Origin of the sequence: Streptomyces sp. NBC_01669 (assembly GCF_026339735.1) — a bacterium.
In the GTDB taxonomy this organism is placed as follows: domain Bacteria; phylum Actinomycetota; class Actinomycetes; order Streptomycetales; family Streptomycetaceae; genus Streptomyces; species Streptomyces yanii.
This window is the reverse complement of the sequence record NZ_JAPEQG010000001.1, coordinates 1,665,606-1,683,621: the sequence shown is the minus strand read 5'-3', so window position 1 is coordinate 1,683,621 and position 18,016 is coordinate 1,665,606. Positions and strand designations below refer to the sequence as shown.

General features: G+C 69.8%; 14 protein-coding genes and 1 pseudogene. 10 read left to right on the top strand and 5 right to left on the bottom strand.

Annotation, left to right across the window (positions count from 1 at the left end; genetic code table 11):
* Positions 1-33: 33 nt before the first annotated feature.
* Genes OG972_RS07485 through OG972_RS07450 form a run of 8 tightly spaced genes read left to right on the top strand, consistent with a single transcriptional unit; the run spans position 34 to position 8,499 of the window.
* Positions 34-1,152, top strand: coding sequence for an inositol-3-phosphate synthase (locus OG972_RS07485; protein WP_266979421.1), 1,119 nt, complete (start codon positions 34-36; stop codon positions 1,150-1,152).
* Positions 1,149-2,321, top strand: coding sequence for an SCO3242 family prenyltransferase (locus tag OG972_RS07480; RefSeq protein ID WP_266979419.1), 1,173 nt, complete (start codon positions 1,149-1,151; stop codon positions 2,319-2,321). Before OG972_RS07485 ends, OG972_RS07480 begins: the two co-directional genes overlap by 4 nt.
* Positions 2,318-3,199, top strand: coding sequence for a sugar phosphate isomerase/epimerase (locus OG972_RS07475; protein ID WP_266979417.1), 882 nt, complete (start codon positions 2,318-2,320; stop codon positions 3,197-3,199). The genes OG972_RS07480 and OG972_RS07475 overlap by 4 nt, the downstream gene beginning before the upstream one ends.
* On the top strand, positions 3,196-3,864 hold the full coding sequence (locus tag OG972_RS07470; RefSeq protein ID WP_266990324.1) for an EboA domain-containing protein: 669 nt from the start codon (positions 3,196-3,198) through the stop codon (positions 3,862-3,864). Before OG972_RS07475 ends, OG972_RS07470 begins: the two co-directional genes overlap by 4 nt.
* Positions 3,864-4,712: a TatD family hydrolase gene (locus OG972_RS07465; protein WP_266979415.1), complete on the top strand. Its 849-nt coding sequence runs from the start codon at positions 3,864-3,866 to the stop codon at positions 4,710-4,712. Before OG972_RS07470 ends, OG972_RS07465 begins: the two co-directional genes overlap by 1 nt.
* A 4-nt stretch (positions 4,713-4,716) precedes the next feature.
* The gene (gene eboE, locus OG972_RS07460; protein ID WP_266979414.1) at positions 4,717-5,892 is read left to right on the top strand and encodes a metabolite traffic protein EboE; all 1,176 of its coding nucleotides are present in this window, start codon (positions 4,717-4,719) and stop codon (positions 5,890-5,892) included.
* Positions 5,889-7,298, top strand: a complete 1,410-nt coding sequence (locus OG972_RS07455) for a nucleotide pyrophosphatase/phosphodiesterase family protein (RefSeq protein ID WP_266979412.1) — start codon at positions 5,889-5,891, stop codon at positions 7,296-7,298. The genes eboE and OG972_RS07455 overlap by 4 nt, the downstream gene beginning before the upstream one ends.
* Positions 7,299-7,347: 49 nt before the next feature.
* Entirely contained in the window at positions 7,348-8,499 is a 1,152-nt protein-coding gene (locus tag OG972_RS07450) for a sugar phosphate isomerase/epimerase (protein ID WP_266979410.1), read from the top strand.
* 273 nt (positions 8,500-8,772) lie between these two features.
* On the opposite strand, the pseudogene OG972_RS07445 reads toward OG972_RS07450, so the two are convergent.
* From OG972_RS07445 to OG972_RS07425, 5 genes and pseudogenes are all read right to left on the bottom strand, one after another.
* Positions 8,773-9,063 (bottom strand): annotated as a pseudogene (locus OG972_RS07445) (MFS transporter); the annotation flags it as partial.
* 1 nt (position 9,064) lies between these two features.
* On the bottom strand, positions 9,065-10,453 hold the full coding sequence (locus OG972_RS07440; RefSeq protein ID WP_266979408.1) for an OFA family MFS transporter: 1,389 nt from the start codon (positions 10,451-10,453) through the stop codon (positions 9,065-9,067).
* 128 nt (positions 10,454-10,581) lie between these two features.
* On the bottom strand, positions 10,582-12,729 hold the full coding sequence (locus OG972_RS07435) for an acetate--CoA ligase family protein (protein ID WP_266979406.1): 2,148 nt from the start codon (positions 12,727-12,729) through the stop codon (positions 10,582-10,584).
* A 2-nt stretch (positions 12,730-12,731) separates the two neighbouring features.
* Complete coding sequence (frc, locus tag OG972_RS07430) at positions 12,732-13,961, bottom strand: formyl-CoA transferase (RefSeq protein WP_266979404.1); 1,230 nt, start codon at positions 13,959-13,961, stop codon at positions 12,732-12,734.
* Positions 13,962-13,977: 16 nt separating this feature from the next.
* Positions 13,978-15,660, bottom strand: a complete 1,683-nt coding sequence (locus tag OG972_RS07425; RefSeq protein WP_266979403.1) for a thiamine pyrophosphate-binding protein — start codon at positions 15,658-15,660, stop codon at positions 13,978-13,980.
* 161 nt (positions 15,661-15,821) lie between these two features.
* On the opposite strand from OG972_RS07425, the gene sucC reads away from it, so the two are divergent.
* Positions 15,822-16,955 (top strand): ADP-forming succinate--CoA ligase subunit beta, encoded by a 1,134-nt coding sequence (sucC, locus tag OG972_RS07420; RefSeq protein WP_266979402.1) that lies wholly within the window; start codon positions 15,822-15,824, stop codon positions 16,953-16,955.
* A gap of 11 nt (positions 16,956-16,966) precedes the next feature.
* Positions 16,967-17,959 (top strand): succinate--CoA ligase subunit alpha, encoded by a 993-nt coding sequence (gene sucD, locus OG972_RS07415; RefSeq protein WP_266979401.1) that lies wholly within the window; start codon positions 16,967-16,969, stop codon positions 17,957-17,959.
* Positions 17,960-18,016 lie beyond the last annotated feature (57 nt).

The window sequence follows — 18,016 nt, the reverse complement described above, 5'->3', positions numbered from 1 at the left end:
CCCAGCCAGGATGCCCAGTCAGGGAGGCAGCCCGTGTCAGCACACGCCGTTCGTACCGGAGTCTGGTTCATCGGAGCACGCGGCTCCGTCGCCACCACCGCCATGGCGGGCGGCGCGGCCGTCGCGGCGGGGCTTCACCCGGCGAACGGCATGGTCACCGAGACCGCGCCGTTCGCCGACAGCGGGCTGCCGGCGCTGACCTCCCTGGTCTTCGGCGGACACGACACCGTCGGCTGTCCGCTCCCCAAACGGGCGGAGGCACTGGCCGCCGGGGGAGTGCTCCCGCACGGGCTGCCCTCCGCCGTACGGACCGAACTCGCGGCCGCCGACGCCGAGATACGCCCGGGTGGCCCGCTGCCCGGTGACACCCGCACCGACGAGGAACTCATCGCCGCGTTCGCCGCAGACCTCACCGACTTCGGCCGCCGGGGCAACCTGACCCGCACGGTCGTCGTCAACGTCGCGTCGACGGAGCCCGTCCCGGAACCCGCCGAGAACCGGCTGCCCGCCAGCTCGCTCTACGCCGCGGCCGCGCTCCGGGCCGGGTGCCCCTACATCAACTTCACCCCCTCCACCGGACTGCGCGCTCCCGCGCTCCAGGACGCCGTCGCGGACTGCGGACTTCCTCACGCAGGCCGCGACGGCAAGACGGGCCAGACGCTGCTCCGCTCCGTACTCGCCCCGATGTTCGTGCAACGCGCCCTGCCCGTACGGGCCTGGTCCGGCACGAACCTGCTGGGCGGCGGGGACGGAGCGGCACTGGCCGACCCCGGCGCGGCAGCGGCCAAGAACGCGGGCAAGGAGCGCGTCCTCGCCGACACGCTCGGCGCCGCTCCCGAGGGGGAGGTGCACATCGACGACGTGCCCGCGCTCGGCGACTGGAAGACGGCCTGGGACCACATCGCGTTCGACGGATTCCTCGGCGCCCGCATGGTCCTCCAGACGACCTGGCAGGGCTGCGACTCGGCGCTGGCCGCCCCCCTGGTCCTCGACCTGGCGCGGCTGCTCGCCCGCGCCCAGGAGGTGGGCCTGACCGGCCCGCGGCCCGAACTCGGCTTCTACTTCAAGGACCCCGACGGCGGTCCCGCCGCACTGTCCGAGCAGTACATCGCGCTGCTGGCCTTCGCCGAACGGCTGCGGGGGGAGAAGTGACAGCTACCGTACGGGCCTGGGCCGAGCTGCTGCGGATCTCGGCGCTGTTCACCGTCCCCGGGGACGCACTCGCCGGGGCGGCGGCCATCGGACGGCGTCCCGGCCGTGGCACCGCGCTGGCCGTCGGCGCCTCCCTCTGCCTGTACGAGGCGGGCATGGCGCTCAACGACTGGGCCGACCGCGACGAGGACGCCGTCGACCGTCCGCACCGCCCGATCCCCTCGGGCCGGATCACCCCGGGCGCGGCCCTCACTGCAGCAGGCGCGCTGACGGCCGCGGGCCTGTCCCTCGCAGCCCGCGCCGGCCGCCCGGCCCTGACGGTGGCCACCGGCCTGGCCGCAACGGTCTGGGCCTACGACCTCCACCTGAAACACACCCAGGCGGGGCCGGCCGCGATGGCCACGGCGCGCGCCCTGGACCTGCTGCTGGGCGCCACCGCGACCTGGGGGGCAGGTGCGGAGCCGGAGCACTCCGGCACGCGCACGGTCACCGCGCCCGGCCCGGCGACAGGCCTCGTCCGGGCACCCGCGCCCATCCCGGTATCCGCGGGGAAGCGGCGCCGCGGACCGATCGCCCGACTCGTCGGCAGGGGCGGCCGCACCCTGGCAGAAGCAGCCGGTGATGCGCGGCCGCGTCAAGGGGAGCCGTCCCGGCAAGCAGACCTCCCGCTGAGGGCCGCACTCCCCGCCGCCGCCCTGCTCGGGGCGCACACCTACGCCGTCACCGCCGTCTCGCGCCACGAGACGCAGGGCGGTTCCACCGTCGCGCCCCTCTCCGCGCTCGCGGCGGTCATCGCGCTCGGCGCAACCGCGGCGCGCGAGCAGCGGGGGCCCGGGGACGTGACCCCCGTCCCGGGAAGAGGCGCGTCGGGCGGCAGCCGGCGCCCCGAACCCGGAGCATCCGCATCCGCGACCACTCCCACCTCGCCCCGTATCCTCCTCACCGCACTCACCGGCGCCTACCTCCGGACCGCCGCCGAGCCGCTCCTCCACGCGACCCTCAACCCGTCCCCGCCGCTGACCCAGCGCGCCGTGGGCAGCGGCATCCGGGCGATGATCCCGCTCCAGGCCGCGCTCGCCGCCCGTGCCGGAGCGGCCGGCACCGGACTCGCCGTCATGGGGCTCGTCCCTCTCGCCCGCACACTCGCCCGGAAGGTGAGCCCCACATGACCATCCGCCTCGGCTACGGCACCAACGGGCTCACCGACCTCCGCCTCGACGACGCGCTCGCGCTTCTCGCGGGCCTCGGGTACGACGGCGTCGGCCTCACCCTCGACCACATGCACCTCGACCCGCTCGCCCCGGACCTCGCCGCCCGCACCCGCCGCGTGGCGCAGAGACTCGAACAGCTCGGGCTGGGTGTCACTGTCGAGACCGGTGCCCGCTATGTACTCGACCCGCGCCGCAAGCACGGCCCGTCCCTCCTCGACCCGGACCCGGAGGCCCGCGCCGCCCGCACCCGGCTCCTGGTCCGGGCCGTCGAAGTCGCCGCCGACCTGGGCGCCCACGCCGTGCACTGCTTCAGCGGCATCACCCCACCCCACACCACGCCCGACACGGCCTGGCAGCGGCTGACCGATGCCCTGGCCCCGGTGCTCGTGGCCGCAGACCGCACCGGCGTCCCGCTCGCCATCGAGCCCGAACCCGGGCATCTCCTTGCCGATCTCTCCGACTTCCACCACCTGCGCCTCCTCAGCGGCGACCCCGAACCACTCGGGCTCACCCTCGACATCGGCCACTGTCAGTGCCTGGAGCCCTCCTCACCCGCGGACTGCGTCCGGGACGCCGCACCCTGGCTGCGCCACGTCCAGATCGAGGACATGCGCCGGGGCATCCATGAGCATCTGCCGTTCGGCGACGGCGAGATCGACTTCCCGCCCGTCCTCGAAGCGCTCGACACGCTCGGCGACACCGGATACGGCGGCCTCACCGTGGTCGAACTGCCCCGCCACTCCCACGCCGGCCCCGAACTCGCCCGCAGCTCCCTCGACTTCCTCCGCTCCCGCATCCCGTCGAGACTCCCGAAGGGAGCGACGTCATGCCGATGACCCCGCCGGCCTCGCCGCAGACGCCCCCGCTGCTGACCCGTGGGCAACTCGACACCCAGCTCGGCGGCGCCGCACGCGCCTGGCTCGACGAGGCCCTCGCCGAGGCCGCGCACGCCGCCGACCACGAGGACACCGCACCCGCAGGCCCGTACGCCGTACCCCCGTGGGAGCTGCGGTTCGCCGCGGCAGGCCGGCACTGCGGACTGGAGCACGCCGACTCCGTACGCGCCCTGCTGCTCCTCGAAGTCCGCGCCGACCTCCCCGCCGTGACCAGGCTCTACGAACAGGGCACCGCCGCCGAGCGGCGCGCCGTCCTCCTCACGCTCCACCGGCTGGAGCTCGGCCCCACCGCCCTCCACCTCGTCGAGGACGCCCTGCGCACCAACGACACCCGGCTGGTCGCCGCCGCCGTCGGTCCGTACGCCGCCGCCCATCTCGACACGCACCACTGGCGCCACGCCGTCCTCAAGTGCCTCTTCACCGGCGTCCCCGTCGAGGCCGTCGACGAACTGGCCCACCGCGCCCGCGGCGACGCGGAACTCGCCCGCATGCTGGGCGACTTCGCAGCCGAACGCACCGCCGCCGGCCGCGCCGTCCCCGGCGACCTGCGTCACGTCCTCAGCCTCACGGCACCCGCACCAGCCGCCCCCACGGAGGATTTCTGATGCGCATCTTCGACCCCCACATCCATATGACCTCCCGCACCACGGACGACTACCAGGCGATGTACGACGCAGGTGTCCGTGCCCTCGTCGAACCCTCCTTCTGGCTCGGCCAGCCCCGCACCTCGCCCGCCAGCTTCTTCGACTACTTCGACGCCCTGCTCGGGTGGGAACCCTTCCGCGCCGCCCAGTACGGCATCGCCCACCACTGCACGCTCGCCCTCAACCCCAAAGAGGCGAACGACCCCCGCTGCACCCCCGTCCTGGACGCCCTGCCCCGGTATCTCGTCAAGGACTCCGTCGTTGCCGTCGGCGAGATCGGCTACGACTCCATGACCCCCGCCGAGGACACCGCCCTCGCCGCCCAGCTGCAGCTCGCCGCCGACCACGGGCTGCCCGCCCTCGTCCACACCCCGCACCGTGACAAGCTCGGTGGTCTGCACCGCACCGTCGACGTGATCCGCGAATCCCACCTCCCCCCGGAGCGGGTCCTGCTCGATCACCTCAACGAGACGACCGTGAAGGACGCCATGGACAGCGGCTGCTGGGCCGGCTTCTCCATCTACCCCGACACCAAGATGGACGAGGATCGCATGATCGCGATCCTCAGGACCCACGGCACCGAGAAGGTCCTGGTCAACTCGGCCGCCGACTGGGGCAGGAGCGACCCCCTCAAGACCCGGAAGGTCGGCGACGCCATGCTCGCCGCGGGGTTCAGCGACGACGACGTCGACCAGGTGCTCTGGCGCAACCCCGTCGCCTTCTACGGCCAGAGCGGCCGCCTGCAACTCGACCTCGCCACCCCCGATCCACTCCACGAGGGGAACTCCATCCTCCGTGGCGGGGAGTGACCCGATGCGCTTCCGCCACCCCGACGGATCCACCGTCCACCTCGCCTACTGCACCAACGTCCACCCCGCCGAAACCCTGGACGGTGTCCGCGCCCAACTGCGCGACCACTGCGAACCAGTCCGCAAACGCCTCGGCCGCGATCGCCTCGGCATCGGCCTCTGGCTCGCCAAGGACGCCGCGAACACCCTGATCAACGACCCCGGGCAACTGCGCTCCCTGCGCGCCGAACTCGACCGCCGCGGCCTCGAAGTCGTCACCCTGAACGGCTTCCCGTACGAAGGATTCGGCGCCGAAGAGGTCAAGTACCGGGTGTACAAGCCGGACTGGACGGACGCCGAACGCCTCGCCCACACCACCGATCTCGCCCGGCTGCTCGCCATCCTGCTCCCGGACGACGTCACGGAAGGCACCATCTCCACCCTCCCGATCGCCTGGCGCACCCCGTACACCGGCGACCCGGAAGCCGCCCGCACCGCGCACACCGCCCTCAGCACCCTCGCCGAACGGCTCGACGTCCTCGCCGAGCTGACCGGCAAGTCCATCCGGATCGGTCTCGAACCCGAACCGGGCTGCACGGTCGAGACCACTGCCGACGCCATCGCACCGCTCACCGCCGTCGGGCACGACCGCATCGGCATCTGCATCGACACCTGCCATCTCGCCACCTCCTTCGAGGACCCGGACACCGCCCTCGAGGCACTCGCCGCAGCCGGCGTCCAGGTCGCCAAGTGCCAGCTCTCCGCCGCACTCCACGCCGAACACCCGCACCTCCCCGAAGTGCGCACCGCGCTCGCGGCCTTCGCCGAACCCCGCTTCCTCCACCAGACCCGCACCCGGACCACGCACGGACTGCGTGGCACCGACGACCTCGACGAGGCGGTCACCGGCCAGGCACTGCCCGACGGCACCCCGTGGCGCGCCCACTTCCACGTCCCGCTGCACGCACCTCCCGCGCCACCGCTCACCTCAACCCTCCCGGTGCTCCAGTCCACGCTGACCCGCCTGGTCGGCGGAGCCCGGCCGCTGACCCGTCACCTGGAGGTCGAGACGTACACCTGGCAGGCGCTCCCCGCCGAGCTGCGCCCCCGCAGCCGGCCCCAGCTCGCCGACGGCATCGCCGCCGAACTCATCCTCGCCCGCGACCTCCTGGTCGACCTCGGCCTCAAGGAGCTCCCGTGACAGCCGTCGAAACGGGCACGTCCCCCACCGGCGCCCCCACCCCCCTCCTCGTCCTCGACGTCGTCGGCCTCACCCCCCGGCTCCTCGACCACATGCCGCACCTCGCATCCCTCGGCGAGTCCGGCACCCACGCCCCCCTCGGCACCGTGCTGCCCGCCGTCACCTGCGCCGCCCAGTCCACCTTCCTCACCGGCACCACCCCCGCCGAACACGGCATCGTCGCCAACGGCTGGTACTTCCGCGAGCTCGGCGACGTCCTCCTCTGGCGCCAGCACAACGGCCTCGTCGCCGGGGACAAGCTCTGGGACGCCGCCCGCCGGGTCCACCCCGGCTACACCGTCGCCAACATCTGCTGGTGGTACGCGATGGGCGCCGACACCGACATCACCGTGACCCCGCGTCCCGTCTACTACGCCGACGGCCGCAAGGAACCCGACTGCTACACCCGGCCGCCCGCCCTCCACGACGAACTCACCGAAAAGCTCGGCACCTTCCCGCTCTTCCACTTCTGGGGACCCGGCGCCGACCTCGTATCCTCGCAGTGGATCATCGACGCGACCCGGCACATCCTGGACACCCGCCACCCCGACCTGGCCCTGTGCTACCTGCCGCACCTCGACTACGACCTGCAGCGCTACGGGCCCGACGACCCCCGCGCGTACCGGGCGGCGGCCGAGCTCGACCGGGCCATGGCCCCGCTGCTCGACGACGCCCGCCGCGAGGGGCGCACCGTCGTCGCGCTTTCCGAGTACGGCATCACCCGTGTCGACCGCCCGGTCGACATCAACCGGGCACTGCGCCGCGCCGGCCTGCTGGAGGTCCACACCCAGGATGGCATGGAGTACCTGGACCCGATGGCCTCCCGTGCCTTCGCCGTCGCCGACCACCAACTCGCCCACATCTACGTACGCCGTCCCGAGGATCTCGATGCGACCCGTGAAGCGCTCCAGGACGTCCAGGGCATCGAACAGCTCCTCGACGACGAGGGCAAGAAAGCCCACGGCCTCGACCACCCGCGCTCCGGCGAGCTTGTCGCCGTCGCCGACCCGGATGCCTGGTTCACGTACTACTACTGGCTCGACGACGCGCGCGCCCCCGACTTCGCGCAGCTCGTCGAGATCCATCGCAAACCCGGTTACGACCCGGTCGAACTCTTCCTGGACCCCCAGGACCCGTACGTCCGGGTGAAGGCGGCCACCGCCGTGGCCCGCAAGAAACTCGGCATGCGCTACCGCATGGCGGTCGTGCCCCTCGACCCGTCACCCATTCGCGGCAGCCACGGCCGCCTCCCCACGAGCGACGAAGAAGGTCCGCTCATCCTCTGCTCCACCCCCCACGCGTTCACCGGACCCGTCCGGGCCACCGAAGTGAAGTCCTTGCTCCTCACGCTTGCCGGCCTCGCATGAGATCGGTCCATGCACAGCGTTTCGAGCATCTTCGAGAAAGAGAGAGACCGTGACCGCGTACAACGACGAATCCGGAACGGACGGCGCCCTGCGCCGCAGCCTCGGCGTCAGCCGCCGCCGCTTTCTGAGCACCTGCACGGCCGCTGCGGCAGCGGCCATCGCCGCACCCGCCTTCGGCGCGTCGCCGGCCCTCGCCCAGCCCGTCCCCGACCAGGGTCAGGGCGTCGGCCTGGCTCTGGTCCCGGCGGACAGGCGAGGAATCATCCTGTACACCGTGCGCGACGCCACGGGCCGGGATCCGCTCAGCACCGACCTTCCCTCGGGCTTCCGTGAGGTCTTCGGGGAGCTGGCCCGCTACGGCTACAAGCAGGTCGAGTTCGCCGGGTACGGCCAGCACGCCAACGCACCCGGTGGAAACAACCTCGAATCGGTGGAAGGCGCGAAGCTGCTGCGCTCGTGGCTGGACGAGTACGGTCTGCGCGCCCAGGGCAACCACGGCTTCATCCCGTCGTCCTGGCCGCTGAACCAGAGCGACCTGGACCGGTTCAAGCTTCACCTCGAGATAGCGAACATCCTCGGCATGGAACACATGGGCACCGGTGGCGACCCCACCGGCAGTGCCTACCGTGCCGACTGGGACGTGGCCGCCGACAAGTGGAACACGTTGGGACAGATCGCTCAGGGTGCGGGCCTCAAGCTGTACACCCACAACCACGACGCGGCCTACGGCTTCCTGCTCGACGGCGGTCCGCTGGACGCACAGGGCCGCCCCACGCGCAGCTCCGGCACCCGCAAGCTCGAGTACTTCCTTCAGGTCACCGACCCGAAATCCGTATGGCTGGAGATGGACATCTTCTGGGCGCACGTCGCCCAGTACAAGTTCCACACCTACACGGCGCACGACGGATCGCAGCAGGAGAACATCTTCGACCCGGCGGCGCTGGTCCGCGGCAACACCAAGCGCTACCCGCTGTTCCACGCCAAGGACGGCGTCGTCAACACCAACAGTGGCAACGGCTACGACATGGTCCCCTTCGGTACCGGGGTCATCGACTACCGGACGTTCTTCCGCCGCGTCGGGGCGAAGAACTACCACAACCCGATGGTCGAGCAGGACAACGCACCGAGCTCGGCCGTCCCCGCGCAGTCCCTGAACCATGCGCGGATCGGTTACGACAACTTGGCGGCGCTGCGCAAGTAGAACCATCGGCGGCATCGGAGGGGCGGGCCGCGCCTCACCCCGAATTCCTGACGACCGGGGAACAGCGCAAACGCCCGCCTCTACGACGTCCTGCTCGCCGAAACCGACCCTTGCGATCGCACGCACCGGGTGACGCTCCTCATGGGGCAAACCGTGCCGGTCACGGCACTGGCGAGCAACCGCATGACGGCCCTCCCCGCACCGCGCCGGGAGGGCCGTTGCTTGGACGGCAGCGGATCCAGTGCCCCTCCGGCACTGGACCGGGACCGGCCGCCCCGCCTGGAAGAAGATCCAGACGCTCAGGGCCCAGAAGGTGTTGGAGGAGGTCCAGTGGTGTGCCGAGGACAGGGTGTCCTCCGCCGCGCCGAAGGGGTACTCGAAGACGCTGATGGCCAGCACGGCCAGCCACGGGAGGGCCACCATCGTCCAGCGCGGTCGGTCGAGGACCTGCCGGTCGGTCTCTCCGATGCGGTGGACGCGGCCACGAGCGTCCGTGATTTCGCGGAAGCCCGCGCCCGCCGTGGTGGCCGACGCGGTCTCCGTTACGTATGGTTCCGCTGTCACATCAGGAGATCTCCCGGCTGATCGGATGCGGATTGGGTTCGATGCGCTTGGCGCTCGACCGGCCCGGCGCCTTGAGGAAGCACGCGAGGACCGCCGAGCCGAGACCGATGCTGCCCGCCAGGGCGAAGGCACCGCCGTAGCCCCAGGCACCGACCACGAAGGCGCCGACACCGGAGCCGACCAGGCCGGAGATCAGCTTCGAGCTGTAGACCATTCCGTAGTTCGAGGCGTTGTTGTTCTCACCGAAGTAGTCCGCGGTCATCGCCGCGAACAGCGGGAAGATCGCGCCGCCACCGAAGCCGGAGACCATCGAGCAGAACAGGAAGAACGGCATCGAGCCGATGTCGCCGGAGAAGAAGACCCCGAACTGCGCGGACCCCAGCACCACACAGACGATGATCAGCGTGTTGCGGCGCCCGTACCGGTCGGAGATCCAGCCGATGACACCCCGGCCGGTCCCGTTCACGATCGCCTTGAGCGACATGGCCGTGGCCACGATGCCGCCGGCGAACCCCATTTCCTTGCCGAACGGCACCTGCATGGCGATACCGAAAATGTTGATCCCCGCCGTGCAGAGCAGGCAGAACCACATCATCCACAGCACCGGAGTCCGGGCCGCCTCACGCGGGGTGTACTGCTTGACCGCCGGCGGGTTCTTGGCCAGCGACCGTACGATCCGCGGGTCGTCCGAGACCTTCAGCGGGTCGACGTGCGGCGGCCACCAGTTCTTCGGCGGGTCCTTGAAGAACCAGCCCGCGACCGCGACCACCGCACAGCAGATGCCCCCCACGGAGACCAGCACACCCTGGTAGTTGGACAGATCCATGTACGAGGTGAACAGGAACACGAACGGCACCGAGCCATAGGCGAAACCGCCGTTGACCATGCCGGTCTTGCCGCCCTTGCGCTCCGGATACCACTTGCCGACCATGTTCACGCAGGTCGCGTAGACGAGACCGGCGCCGATACCGCTGAACATGCCGAAGCCGAAGTAGGCGACGATGACATGCGGCGCGTACGCCAGCGAGAGGTAGCCGAGCAGGGTGCCCAGCGCTCCCAGGAGCATCGCGCTCCTGGCCGGCAGTCGCCCGCTCTCACGGAGCTGTCCGGCCGGGAAGGCAACGGCTGCCTGGAAGAAGATCCAGACCCCCATCAGCCAGAAGATGTGGCCGCTGGCCCACATGTGCGCGTCGTGCAGCGTCTCCTCGGCGGAGGTGAACGCGTACTCCGACGAGCTGATGCCCAACATGCCGATCCATGGGAAGAGCACCATGGTCCAGCGCGGCCGACCCATGATGTCCCGGTCGGTCTCGCCGAGCCGGTACACACGGCCGTTGCGGTCCGTCACCTCCCTGAAGGGGACGGATATGGAGATGTCAGTCGTTGCCATGATCGATCGAACCCCTTGCGTGGAAGAAGTCTGGCCAGCGCCCCCTGTCCGTTCCCACTTCGCGTCGCCCGGGGTCTGCGGCCGAGCGGTTCGCCGCACTCCCCGTGGTTCGAGCCGTCGCTCTCAGGTCATCGATCACCGTCCAACAGCCCTGCCGCACGGGCCCATCGGTACTTGGCCCCCAGTACGGCCACCGGCTTCTCCGTCGTGTACGGGTACGCGACGACGCCGTGCTCGAAGAGGTACTGGCACGCCTCCTCCACCTCGGTGTCGCCGGCCAATGACGCCACCACGGGCTTCTCGATCCCGCGCTCGCGGAATTCCGCGACCACCCGGGCCGTCAGTTCCGCGAAGACCATCGGGGGAGTGACGATCGTGTGCCAGTAGCCGAGGACCAGCGAGTGGATCCGCGGATCCTCCAGACCGAGCCTGATCGTTGCCTCGTACGTCGACGGCGGCTCACCGCCCGTGATGTCGATCGGGTTGCCCGCCGCACCGAACGGCGGAATGAACGCCTTGAACGCCGCGTCCAGATCCGGCGGAATCTCCATGAGGGAGAGCCCGTTGTCGACGATCGCGTCCGACAGCAGCACACCCGAACCGCCGGCGCCCGTGATGATGACGACGTCGTCGCCCTTCGGCGTCGGCAGCACGGGCAGCGCCCGCGCGTACTCCAGCATGTCGTTCAGCCCCGGGGCCCTGATCACCCCCGCCTGGCGCAGGATGTCGTCGTACACGGCGTCGTCGCCCGCCAGCGCCCCGGTGTGCGATCCCGCCGCCTTCGCACCGGCGCTGGTACGGCCGGCCTTCAGTACCACGATCGGCTTCTTCGGCACGGTCGCGCGCGCCGCCTCGACGAACGCGCGCCCGTCCTTGAGATCCTCCAAATGCATCGCGATGCAGTCGGTGTTGGGGTCCTCGCCGAACCAGGTCAGCAGGTCGTCCTCGTCGATGTCCGACTTGTTGCCGAGCCCGACGATCGCCGACACACCGGTCTTCGTGGAACGGGCGAAGCCGAGGATGGCCATGCCGATACCGCCGGACTGCGACGTCAGCGCCACCCCGCCCTTCACGTCGTACGGGGTGCAGAAGGTGGCGCAGAGGTGCTGCCACGTCGAGTAGTAGCCGTAGATGTTCGGCCCGAGCAGCCGTACGCCGTACCGCTCGCCGATCGCCACGATCTCGTCCTGCAAGGCCTGTTCACCGGTCTCGGCGAATCCGGAAGGGATGAGCACCGCATTCGGAATCCCCTTGCGCCCCACCTCTTCCAGCGCCGATGCCACGAACCTGGCGGGGATCGCGAAGACCGCCACATCCACCTCACCGGGAACGTCGGTGACACTCTTGTACGCCTTGCGGCCCAGAATGTCATCGGCCCGGGGGTTCACCGGATGGATCTCCCCGGAGAATCCGCCGTCGATGAGGTTGCGCATCACCGAATTACCGATCTTGCCCTGCTCGTTGGAGGCGCCGATCACGGCGACCGAGCGCGGCTCCATCAGCCGGCGCATCGACGCGAGGATCTTCTCGCGCGGGTACGTACGCCGCGGCGCCACCACCTCCGTCGACAGCAGGATCCGGATGTCCGCCGCGACCGCACCTTCCGGAGCGGCGATGACCGGATTGAGGTCGACCTCCGCGATCTCCGGGAAATCCGTGACCAGTTGGGAGACCCGCCGGATCTGCTCGGCCAGTGCCCACCGGTCCACCGGCGGCGCACCCCGCACCCCGCGCAGGATCTCCGCGGCGCCGATCGAGTCGAGCATCGACTGCGCCTCGTCCGCACTGACCGGAGCGAGACGGAAGGTGATGTCCTTCAGCACCTCCACCAGCACGCCACCGAGCCCGAAGGCGACGACCTTCCCGAACGTCGGGTCGGTGACCGCGCCGACGATGACCTCCTGGCCGGGTGGCACCAGCTGCTGGACCTGGACACCGTCGATCCGCGCGTCGGGCGCGTACGCCCGCACGTTCTCGATGATCCGGCAGAACGCGGCCCGGACCGCCGAGACGCCCTCCACCCCGACGACGACACCACCCGCATCCGTCTTGTGCAGCACATCGGGGGAGACGATCTTCAGTACGACCGGTCCGCCGAGTCGGTCCGCGACGGCCACCGCCTCCTCGACGTCCTGCGCCAGCTCCTCGCCCGGCACGGCGATCCCGTACGCATCGGCGACGATCTTGCCCTCGGGCGCGGTGAGCGCATTGCGTCCGGCGGCCCGTACCGAGTCGAGCAACGCCCGTACGGTCTCCCGGTCCTGTGATTCGACCATGCTCAGATGACTCCGTTCGTCTTCAGCAGCCACAGCTCCTCGTCGCCGAGGCCCAGCTCACCGACGTACACCTCTTCGTTGTGCTCACCGAGCAGTGGCGACGTGACCACATCCACCGGGGAGTCGGAGAGCTTCAGCGGGGAGCCGACGGTGGTGAACGTGCCGCGCTCCGGGTGCTCCACCTGGACGACCATCTCGTTGGCGACCAGGGACTCGTCCTCGATGATCTCCTGGGTGGAGAGGATCGGGCCGCACGGGATGTTGTGTGCGTTGAGACGCTCCAGCACTTCCCACTTGGGGAGCGTCGAGGACCACTCCTCGATGAGCTGGAACATCTTGTCGAGCTTGGGCAGCCGGGCCTCGGGCGTCGCCCACTCGGGGTCGTCCACCAGCTCCGGCCGTCCGATGAGCGAGGCGAGCGGCTGCCAGCCCACCGGCTGCACAATGACGTACACATAGTCGTTGGGCCCACCGGGCGCGCACTTCACCGCCCATCCGGGCTGCCCACCGCCGCTCGCATTGCCGCTGCGCGGCACCTCGTCGCCGAAGTCCTCGTTCGGGTATTCAGCCAATGGCCCGTGTGCCAACCGCTGTTGGTCACGGAGCTTCACCCGGCAGAGGTTGAGCACCGCATGCTGCATGGCGACGTTGACGCGCTGTCCCCGCCCGGTGTTCTCGCGCTGGAACAGCGCGGCCAGAATGCCCGCGACCGCGTGGATGCCGGTTCCGGAGTCGCCGATCTGCGCACCGGTGGCGAGCGGCGGACCGTCCTCGAAGCCGGTGGTGGACATCGAGCCGCCCATGGCCTGGGCGACCACCTCGTACGCCTTGAAGTTGGTGTACGGACCCTCACCGAAGCCCTTGATGGAGGCGTACACGATCCGCGGATTGATCTCCTGGATCCGCTCCCAGGTGAACCCCATCCGGTCGACGGCGCCCGGGCCGAAGTTCTCCACCATCACATCGCTGCGGCGGATCAGTTCGGTGAGGATCTCCTTGCCGCGCTCGCTCTTGGTGTTGAGCGTGATGCTCCGCTTGTTGCAGTTGAGCATCGTGAAGTAGAGGGAGTCGACATCCGGCAGATCGCGCAGCTGTTTGCGGGTGATGTCTCCGCTCGGCGCTTCGAGCTTCACCACGTCCGCGCCGAGCCAGGCGAGCAGCTGGGTGGCGGAGGGACCGGACTGTACGTGCGTCATGTCGAGGACGCGCACGCCCTCAAGAGCTTTGGTCATGCCAACGGCTCCTCTGCTACTTGTACATGGTCTGGTTCATGGTTCCGGGGGCGTACGCATCGGGGTCGACCCAGACGTTGATCAGCGACGGCAGACCGGACTCGCGGGCCCGCCGCAGTGCCGGCGCGATGTCGGCGGGGTCGCGGACCTCTTCGCCGTAACCCCCCAGCATCTGGGCGAACTTGTCGTAGTGGACGTCGCCGAGGGTGTTGCCGATCCGCTCACGCTCGTCCCCGTACTTCGCCTTCTGGCCGTATCGGATCTGGTTCATCGAGGAGTTGTTGCCGACGATGCCGACGAAGGGGAGGTTGTAGCGGACCAGCGTCTCGAAGTCCCAGCCGGTCAGGGAGAACGCGCCGTCACCGAAGAGCGCCACGACCTCCTTGTCGGGCCGGGCCTGCTTCGCCGCCAGCACGAACGGCACCCCGACGCCGAGCGTGCCCAGCGGTCCCGGGTCCATCCAGTGGCCGGGCGACTTCGGCTGCACGACCTGACCGGAGAAGGTGACGATGTCGCCGCCGTCCCCGATGTAGATCGAGTCCTCGGTGAGGAAGTCATTGATCTCGCTGACCAGCCGGTACGGATGGATCGGCGACGCATCCGACTTCAGACTGGGCAACCGCTTCTCGATCGCGGTCTGTTCGGCGGTTCGGAGCTCCTCCAGCCAGGCCTTGCGCTTGACCGCGCCTCCGTTCAGCCGTCCGCTCGCGGCTTCCGTGACCGCCTTGAGGACCAACCCCGCGTCCCCGACGATCCCGAGATCGATGTCCCGGTTCTTGCCGACGGTGCGGTAGTCGAGGTCGATCTGCACGACCGTGGCATCGGTGGAGAGCCGCTTGCCGTACCCCATGCGGAAGTCGAACGGTGTCCCCACGATCACGATCAGATCGGCGTTGGAGAAGGCGTAGCGCCGCGACAGCTGGAAGTGGTGCGGATCGCCGGGCGGCAGGGTGCCGCGCCCGGCTCCGTTCATGTAGGCGGGGACATCGATCGTCCGCACGAGCTCGATGGCAAAGTCCGTCGCGCGGGTCGTCCACACCTGACTGCCCAACAGGATCGCCGGCTTCTCGGCGTGGACGAGGAGGTCGGCGAGCTTCTCGACGGCTTCGGGGTCACCGGCCGTACGGGTCGAGGCCCGGTACTGCCCGGCCTCCGGTACCCGGGCCTTCGACACCGGCACCTTGGCGTCGAGTACATCGCGCGGTATCTCCAGGAAGGAGGGGCCCGGAGCCCCGTGGTAGCACTCGCGGAAGGCCATGGACACCATGTCGGCGGCGCGGGCCGTATCGGGCACGGTGGCGGCGAACTTGGAGATGGGCGCCATCATCTCGACGTGCGGGAGATCCTGCAGCGAGCCCATCTTGTGCTGGCTGTGCGCTCCCTGACCACCGATCAGCAACATGGGCGACTCGGCGCGGAACGCGTTCGCGACGCCCGTCACCGCGTCCGTGGTCCCCGGCCCGGCGGTGACGACGGCGCATCCGGGCTTGCCGGTGATCCGGGCGTACCCGTCGGCGGCGTGCGCGGCTACCTGCTCATGACGTACGTCGACGACTTCGATGCCCTCGTCGACGCAGCCGTCGTAGATGTCGATGATGTGGCCGCCACACAGGGTGTAGATGCGTTCCACCCCCTCGGCCTTGAGCGCCTTGGCGACCAAGTGCCCACCGGAAATGAGTTCCTGGCTGTCCTCGGGCATGGCGATCCTGTCCCTTCGTAGGGGAGTGCGGGAACCATTGCGGTGCTCCGGTACATTGCATACAGTCGACGAATACTGTATGAAGCTTGTTATCCCGCATCCGGTGGGTGGTGTCCAGGGGGCGTGCGGCACTTTCACAATCGGCACGATCGGGAGTGGCTATGGATCTGTACGAGCACCAGGCACGGCAACTCTTCGCAGAACACGGCATAGCGGTACCACAGGCCGAGGTCATCGACAGCGCGGCCGAGGCGAAGGCGGCAGCGGGCCGGCTCGGCGGTCGCGTCGTCGTCAAGGCCCAGGTCAAGACCGGCGGTCGCGGCAAGGCGGGCGGAGTGAAGCTCGCCGCCGACCCGGCAGCGGCCGCACTGACCACCCGCCAGATCCTCGGCATGGACATCAAGGGCCACCGGGTACGTACGGTGATGCTCGCCCAACCCGTCGACATCGAGGAGGAGTTCTACGTCAGCTACGTACTCGACCGAACGAACGGCACCTTTCTCGCCATCGCCTCGGCGGAGGGCGGCATGGAGATCGAGGAGGTCGCCGCGACCCGCCCGGAGGCAGTGGCCCGCATCCCCGTCGACCCGGTGGAAGGAGTCACTGAGAAGAAGGCCGCGGAGATCGCGGCAGCGGCAGCCCTACCACCTGATGCCGCCCCCGTACTCCACCGCCTCTGGCAGGTCCTCACGAGGGAGGACGCCCTGCTCGTCGAGGTCAACCCGCTGGTCCGGACGACGGACGGACGGATTCTCGCACTCGACGGCAAGGTGACCCTCGACGACAACGCCCGCTTCCGCCAGTCCCGTTGGGGTGCGGAATCCGATGACCCCCACGGCAACCCCCTGGAGTCGGCCGCCGCGGCCAAGGGCCTGAACTACGTCAAACTCGACGGCGAGGTCGGCATCATCGGCAACGGCGCCGGACTCGTCATGTCCACCCTCGACGTCGTCGCCGGCTGCGGAGCCCGCCCGGCCAACTTCCTCGACATCGGTGGTGGCGCCTCGGCCGCCGTCATGGCCGACGGCCTCTCCGTCATCCTCTCCGACCCGGCAGTGAAGTCGGTCTTCGTCAACGTCTTCGGAGGCATCACCTCCTGCGACGCGGTCGCCGACGGCATCGTCCAGGCGCTGCAGTCCGTACGCCTGACCAAACCGCTCGTCGTCCGGCTCGACGGCAACAACGCCGCCCGCGGCCGCGCGATCCTCGACGCACACGCGCACCCCCTGGTCGAGCAGTCCACCACGATGGACGGCGCCGCGCGCCGAGCGGCCCAACTGGCCGCCGCAGCCTAAGGAGACGTGACATGGCCATCTATCTCACCAAGGAGAGCAAGGTCCTCGTCCAGGGCATGACCGGCGCCGAGGGCATGAAACACACCCGCAGGATGCTGGCGGCGGGCACCCGGATCGTAGGCGGCGTCAACCCGCGCAAGGCAGGCCGGAGCGTGGACATCGACGGTGCCGGGATCCCCGTCTTCGGCTCCGTACGCGAAGGAATGGACGCCACGGGAGCGGACGTCACCGTGGTCTTCGTACCGCCGCCGTTCGCCAAGACGGCCGTCATCGAAGCGGTCGACGCGGGGATTGCTGTGGCGGTGGTCATCACCGAAGGCATCCCGGTTCATGACGCCGTCGCCTTCCACGCCCACGCCCGCAGCCGCGGCACCCGCATCATCGGCCCCAACTGTCCCGGCGTGATCACCCCCGGCCAGTCCAACGCGGGCATCATCCCGGCCGACATCGCCCCCGGACCGGGCCGGATCGGCCTCGTCTCGAAGTCCGGCACGCTCACGTACCAGCTGATGCACGAACTGCGCGACATCGGCTTCACATCGGCGGTGGGAATCGGCGGCGACCCCGTCATCGGCACGACGCACATCGACTGTCTGACCGCGTTCGAGAACGACCCGGACACCGAGCTGATCGTCCTCATCGGAGAAATCGGCGGCGACGCGGAGGAACGAGCGGCGGCACATATCGCACAGCACATCACCAAGCCGGTGATCGGCTACATCGCGGGCTTCACGGCCCCCGAGGGCAAGACGATGGGCCACGCGGGTGCGATCGTCTCGGGCTCGTCGGGCACGGCGGAGGCGAAGCAGAAGGCACTGGAGGCGGCGGGGGTCGCGGTGGGCGCGACACCGACGGAGACGGCGCGGTTGGTGCGGGAGAAGCTGGGGGAGCATTCCAACCCCTCGGGTACATCCAGCCCTTCGGGTACATCCAGCCCTTCGGGTACATCCAGCCCTTCGGACACATCCGTCCCGTCCGGCACATCCAACCCGTCCGGCGCTTGAGGACCGGGGTCCGGTGCGGAGCCCCGAAAACCAGCCGGTCCGGCGCTTGAGGACAGC

Excerpts from the sequence above, each read along its gene's own strand:
- OG972_RS07475 (WP_266979417.1), top strand. The coding sequence starts at position 2,318 with ATGACCATCCGCCTCGGCTACGGCACCAACGGGCTCACCGACCTCCGC.
- OG972_RS07470 (WP_266990324.1), top strand. The coding sequence starts at position 3,196 with ATGACCCCGCCGGCCTCGCCGCAGACGCCCCCGCTGCTGACCCGTGGG.
- OG972_RS07465 (WP_266979415.1), top strand. The coding sequence starts at position 3,864 with ATGCGCATCTTCGACCCCCACATCCATATGACCTCCCGCACCACGGAC.
- eboE (WP_266979414.1), top strand. The coding sequence starts at position 4,717 with ATGCGCTTCCGCCACCCCGACGGATCCACCGTCCACCTCGCCTACTGC.
- OG972_RS07440 (WP_266979408.1), bottom strand. The coding sequence starts at position 10,453 with ATGGCAACGACTGACATCTCCATATCCGTCCCCTTCAGGGAGGTGACG.
- OG972_RS07435 (WP_266979406.1), bottom strand. The coding sequence starts at position 12,729 with ATGGTCGAATCACAGGACCGGGAGACCGTACGGGCGTTGCTCGACTCG.
- frc (WP_266979404.1), bottom strand. The coding sequence starts at position 13,961 with ATGACCAAAGCTCTTGAGGGCGTGCGCGTCCTCGACATGACGCACGTA.
- OG972_RS07425 (WP_266979403.1), bottom strand. The coding sequence starts at position 15,660 with ATGCCCGAGGACAGCCAGGAACTCATTTCCGGTGGGCACTTGGTCGCC.
- sucC (WP_266979402.1), top strand. The coding sequence starts at position 15,822 with ATGGATCTGTACGAGCACCAGGCACGGCAACTCTTCGCAGAACACGGC.
- sucD (WP_266979401.1), top strand. The coding sequence starts at position 16,967 with ATGGCCATCTATCTCACCAAGGAGAGCAAGGTCCTCGTCCAGGGCATG.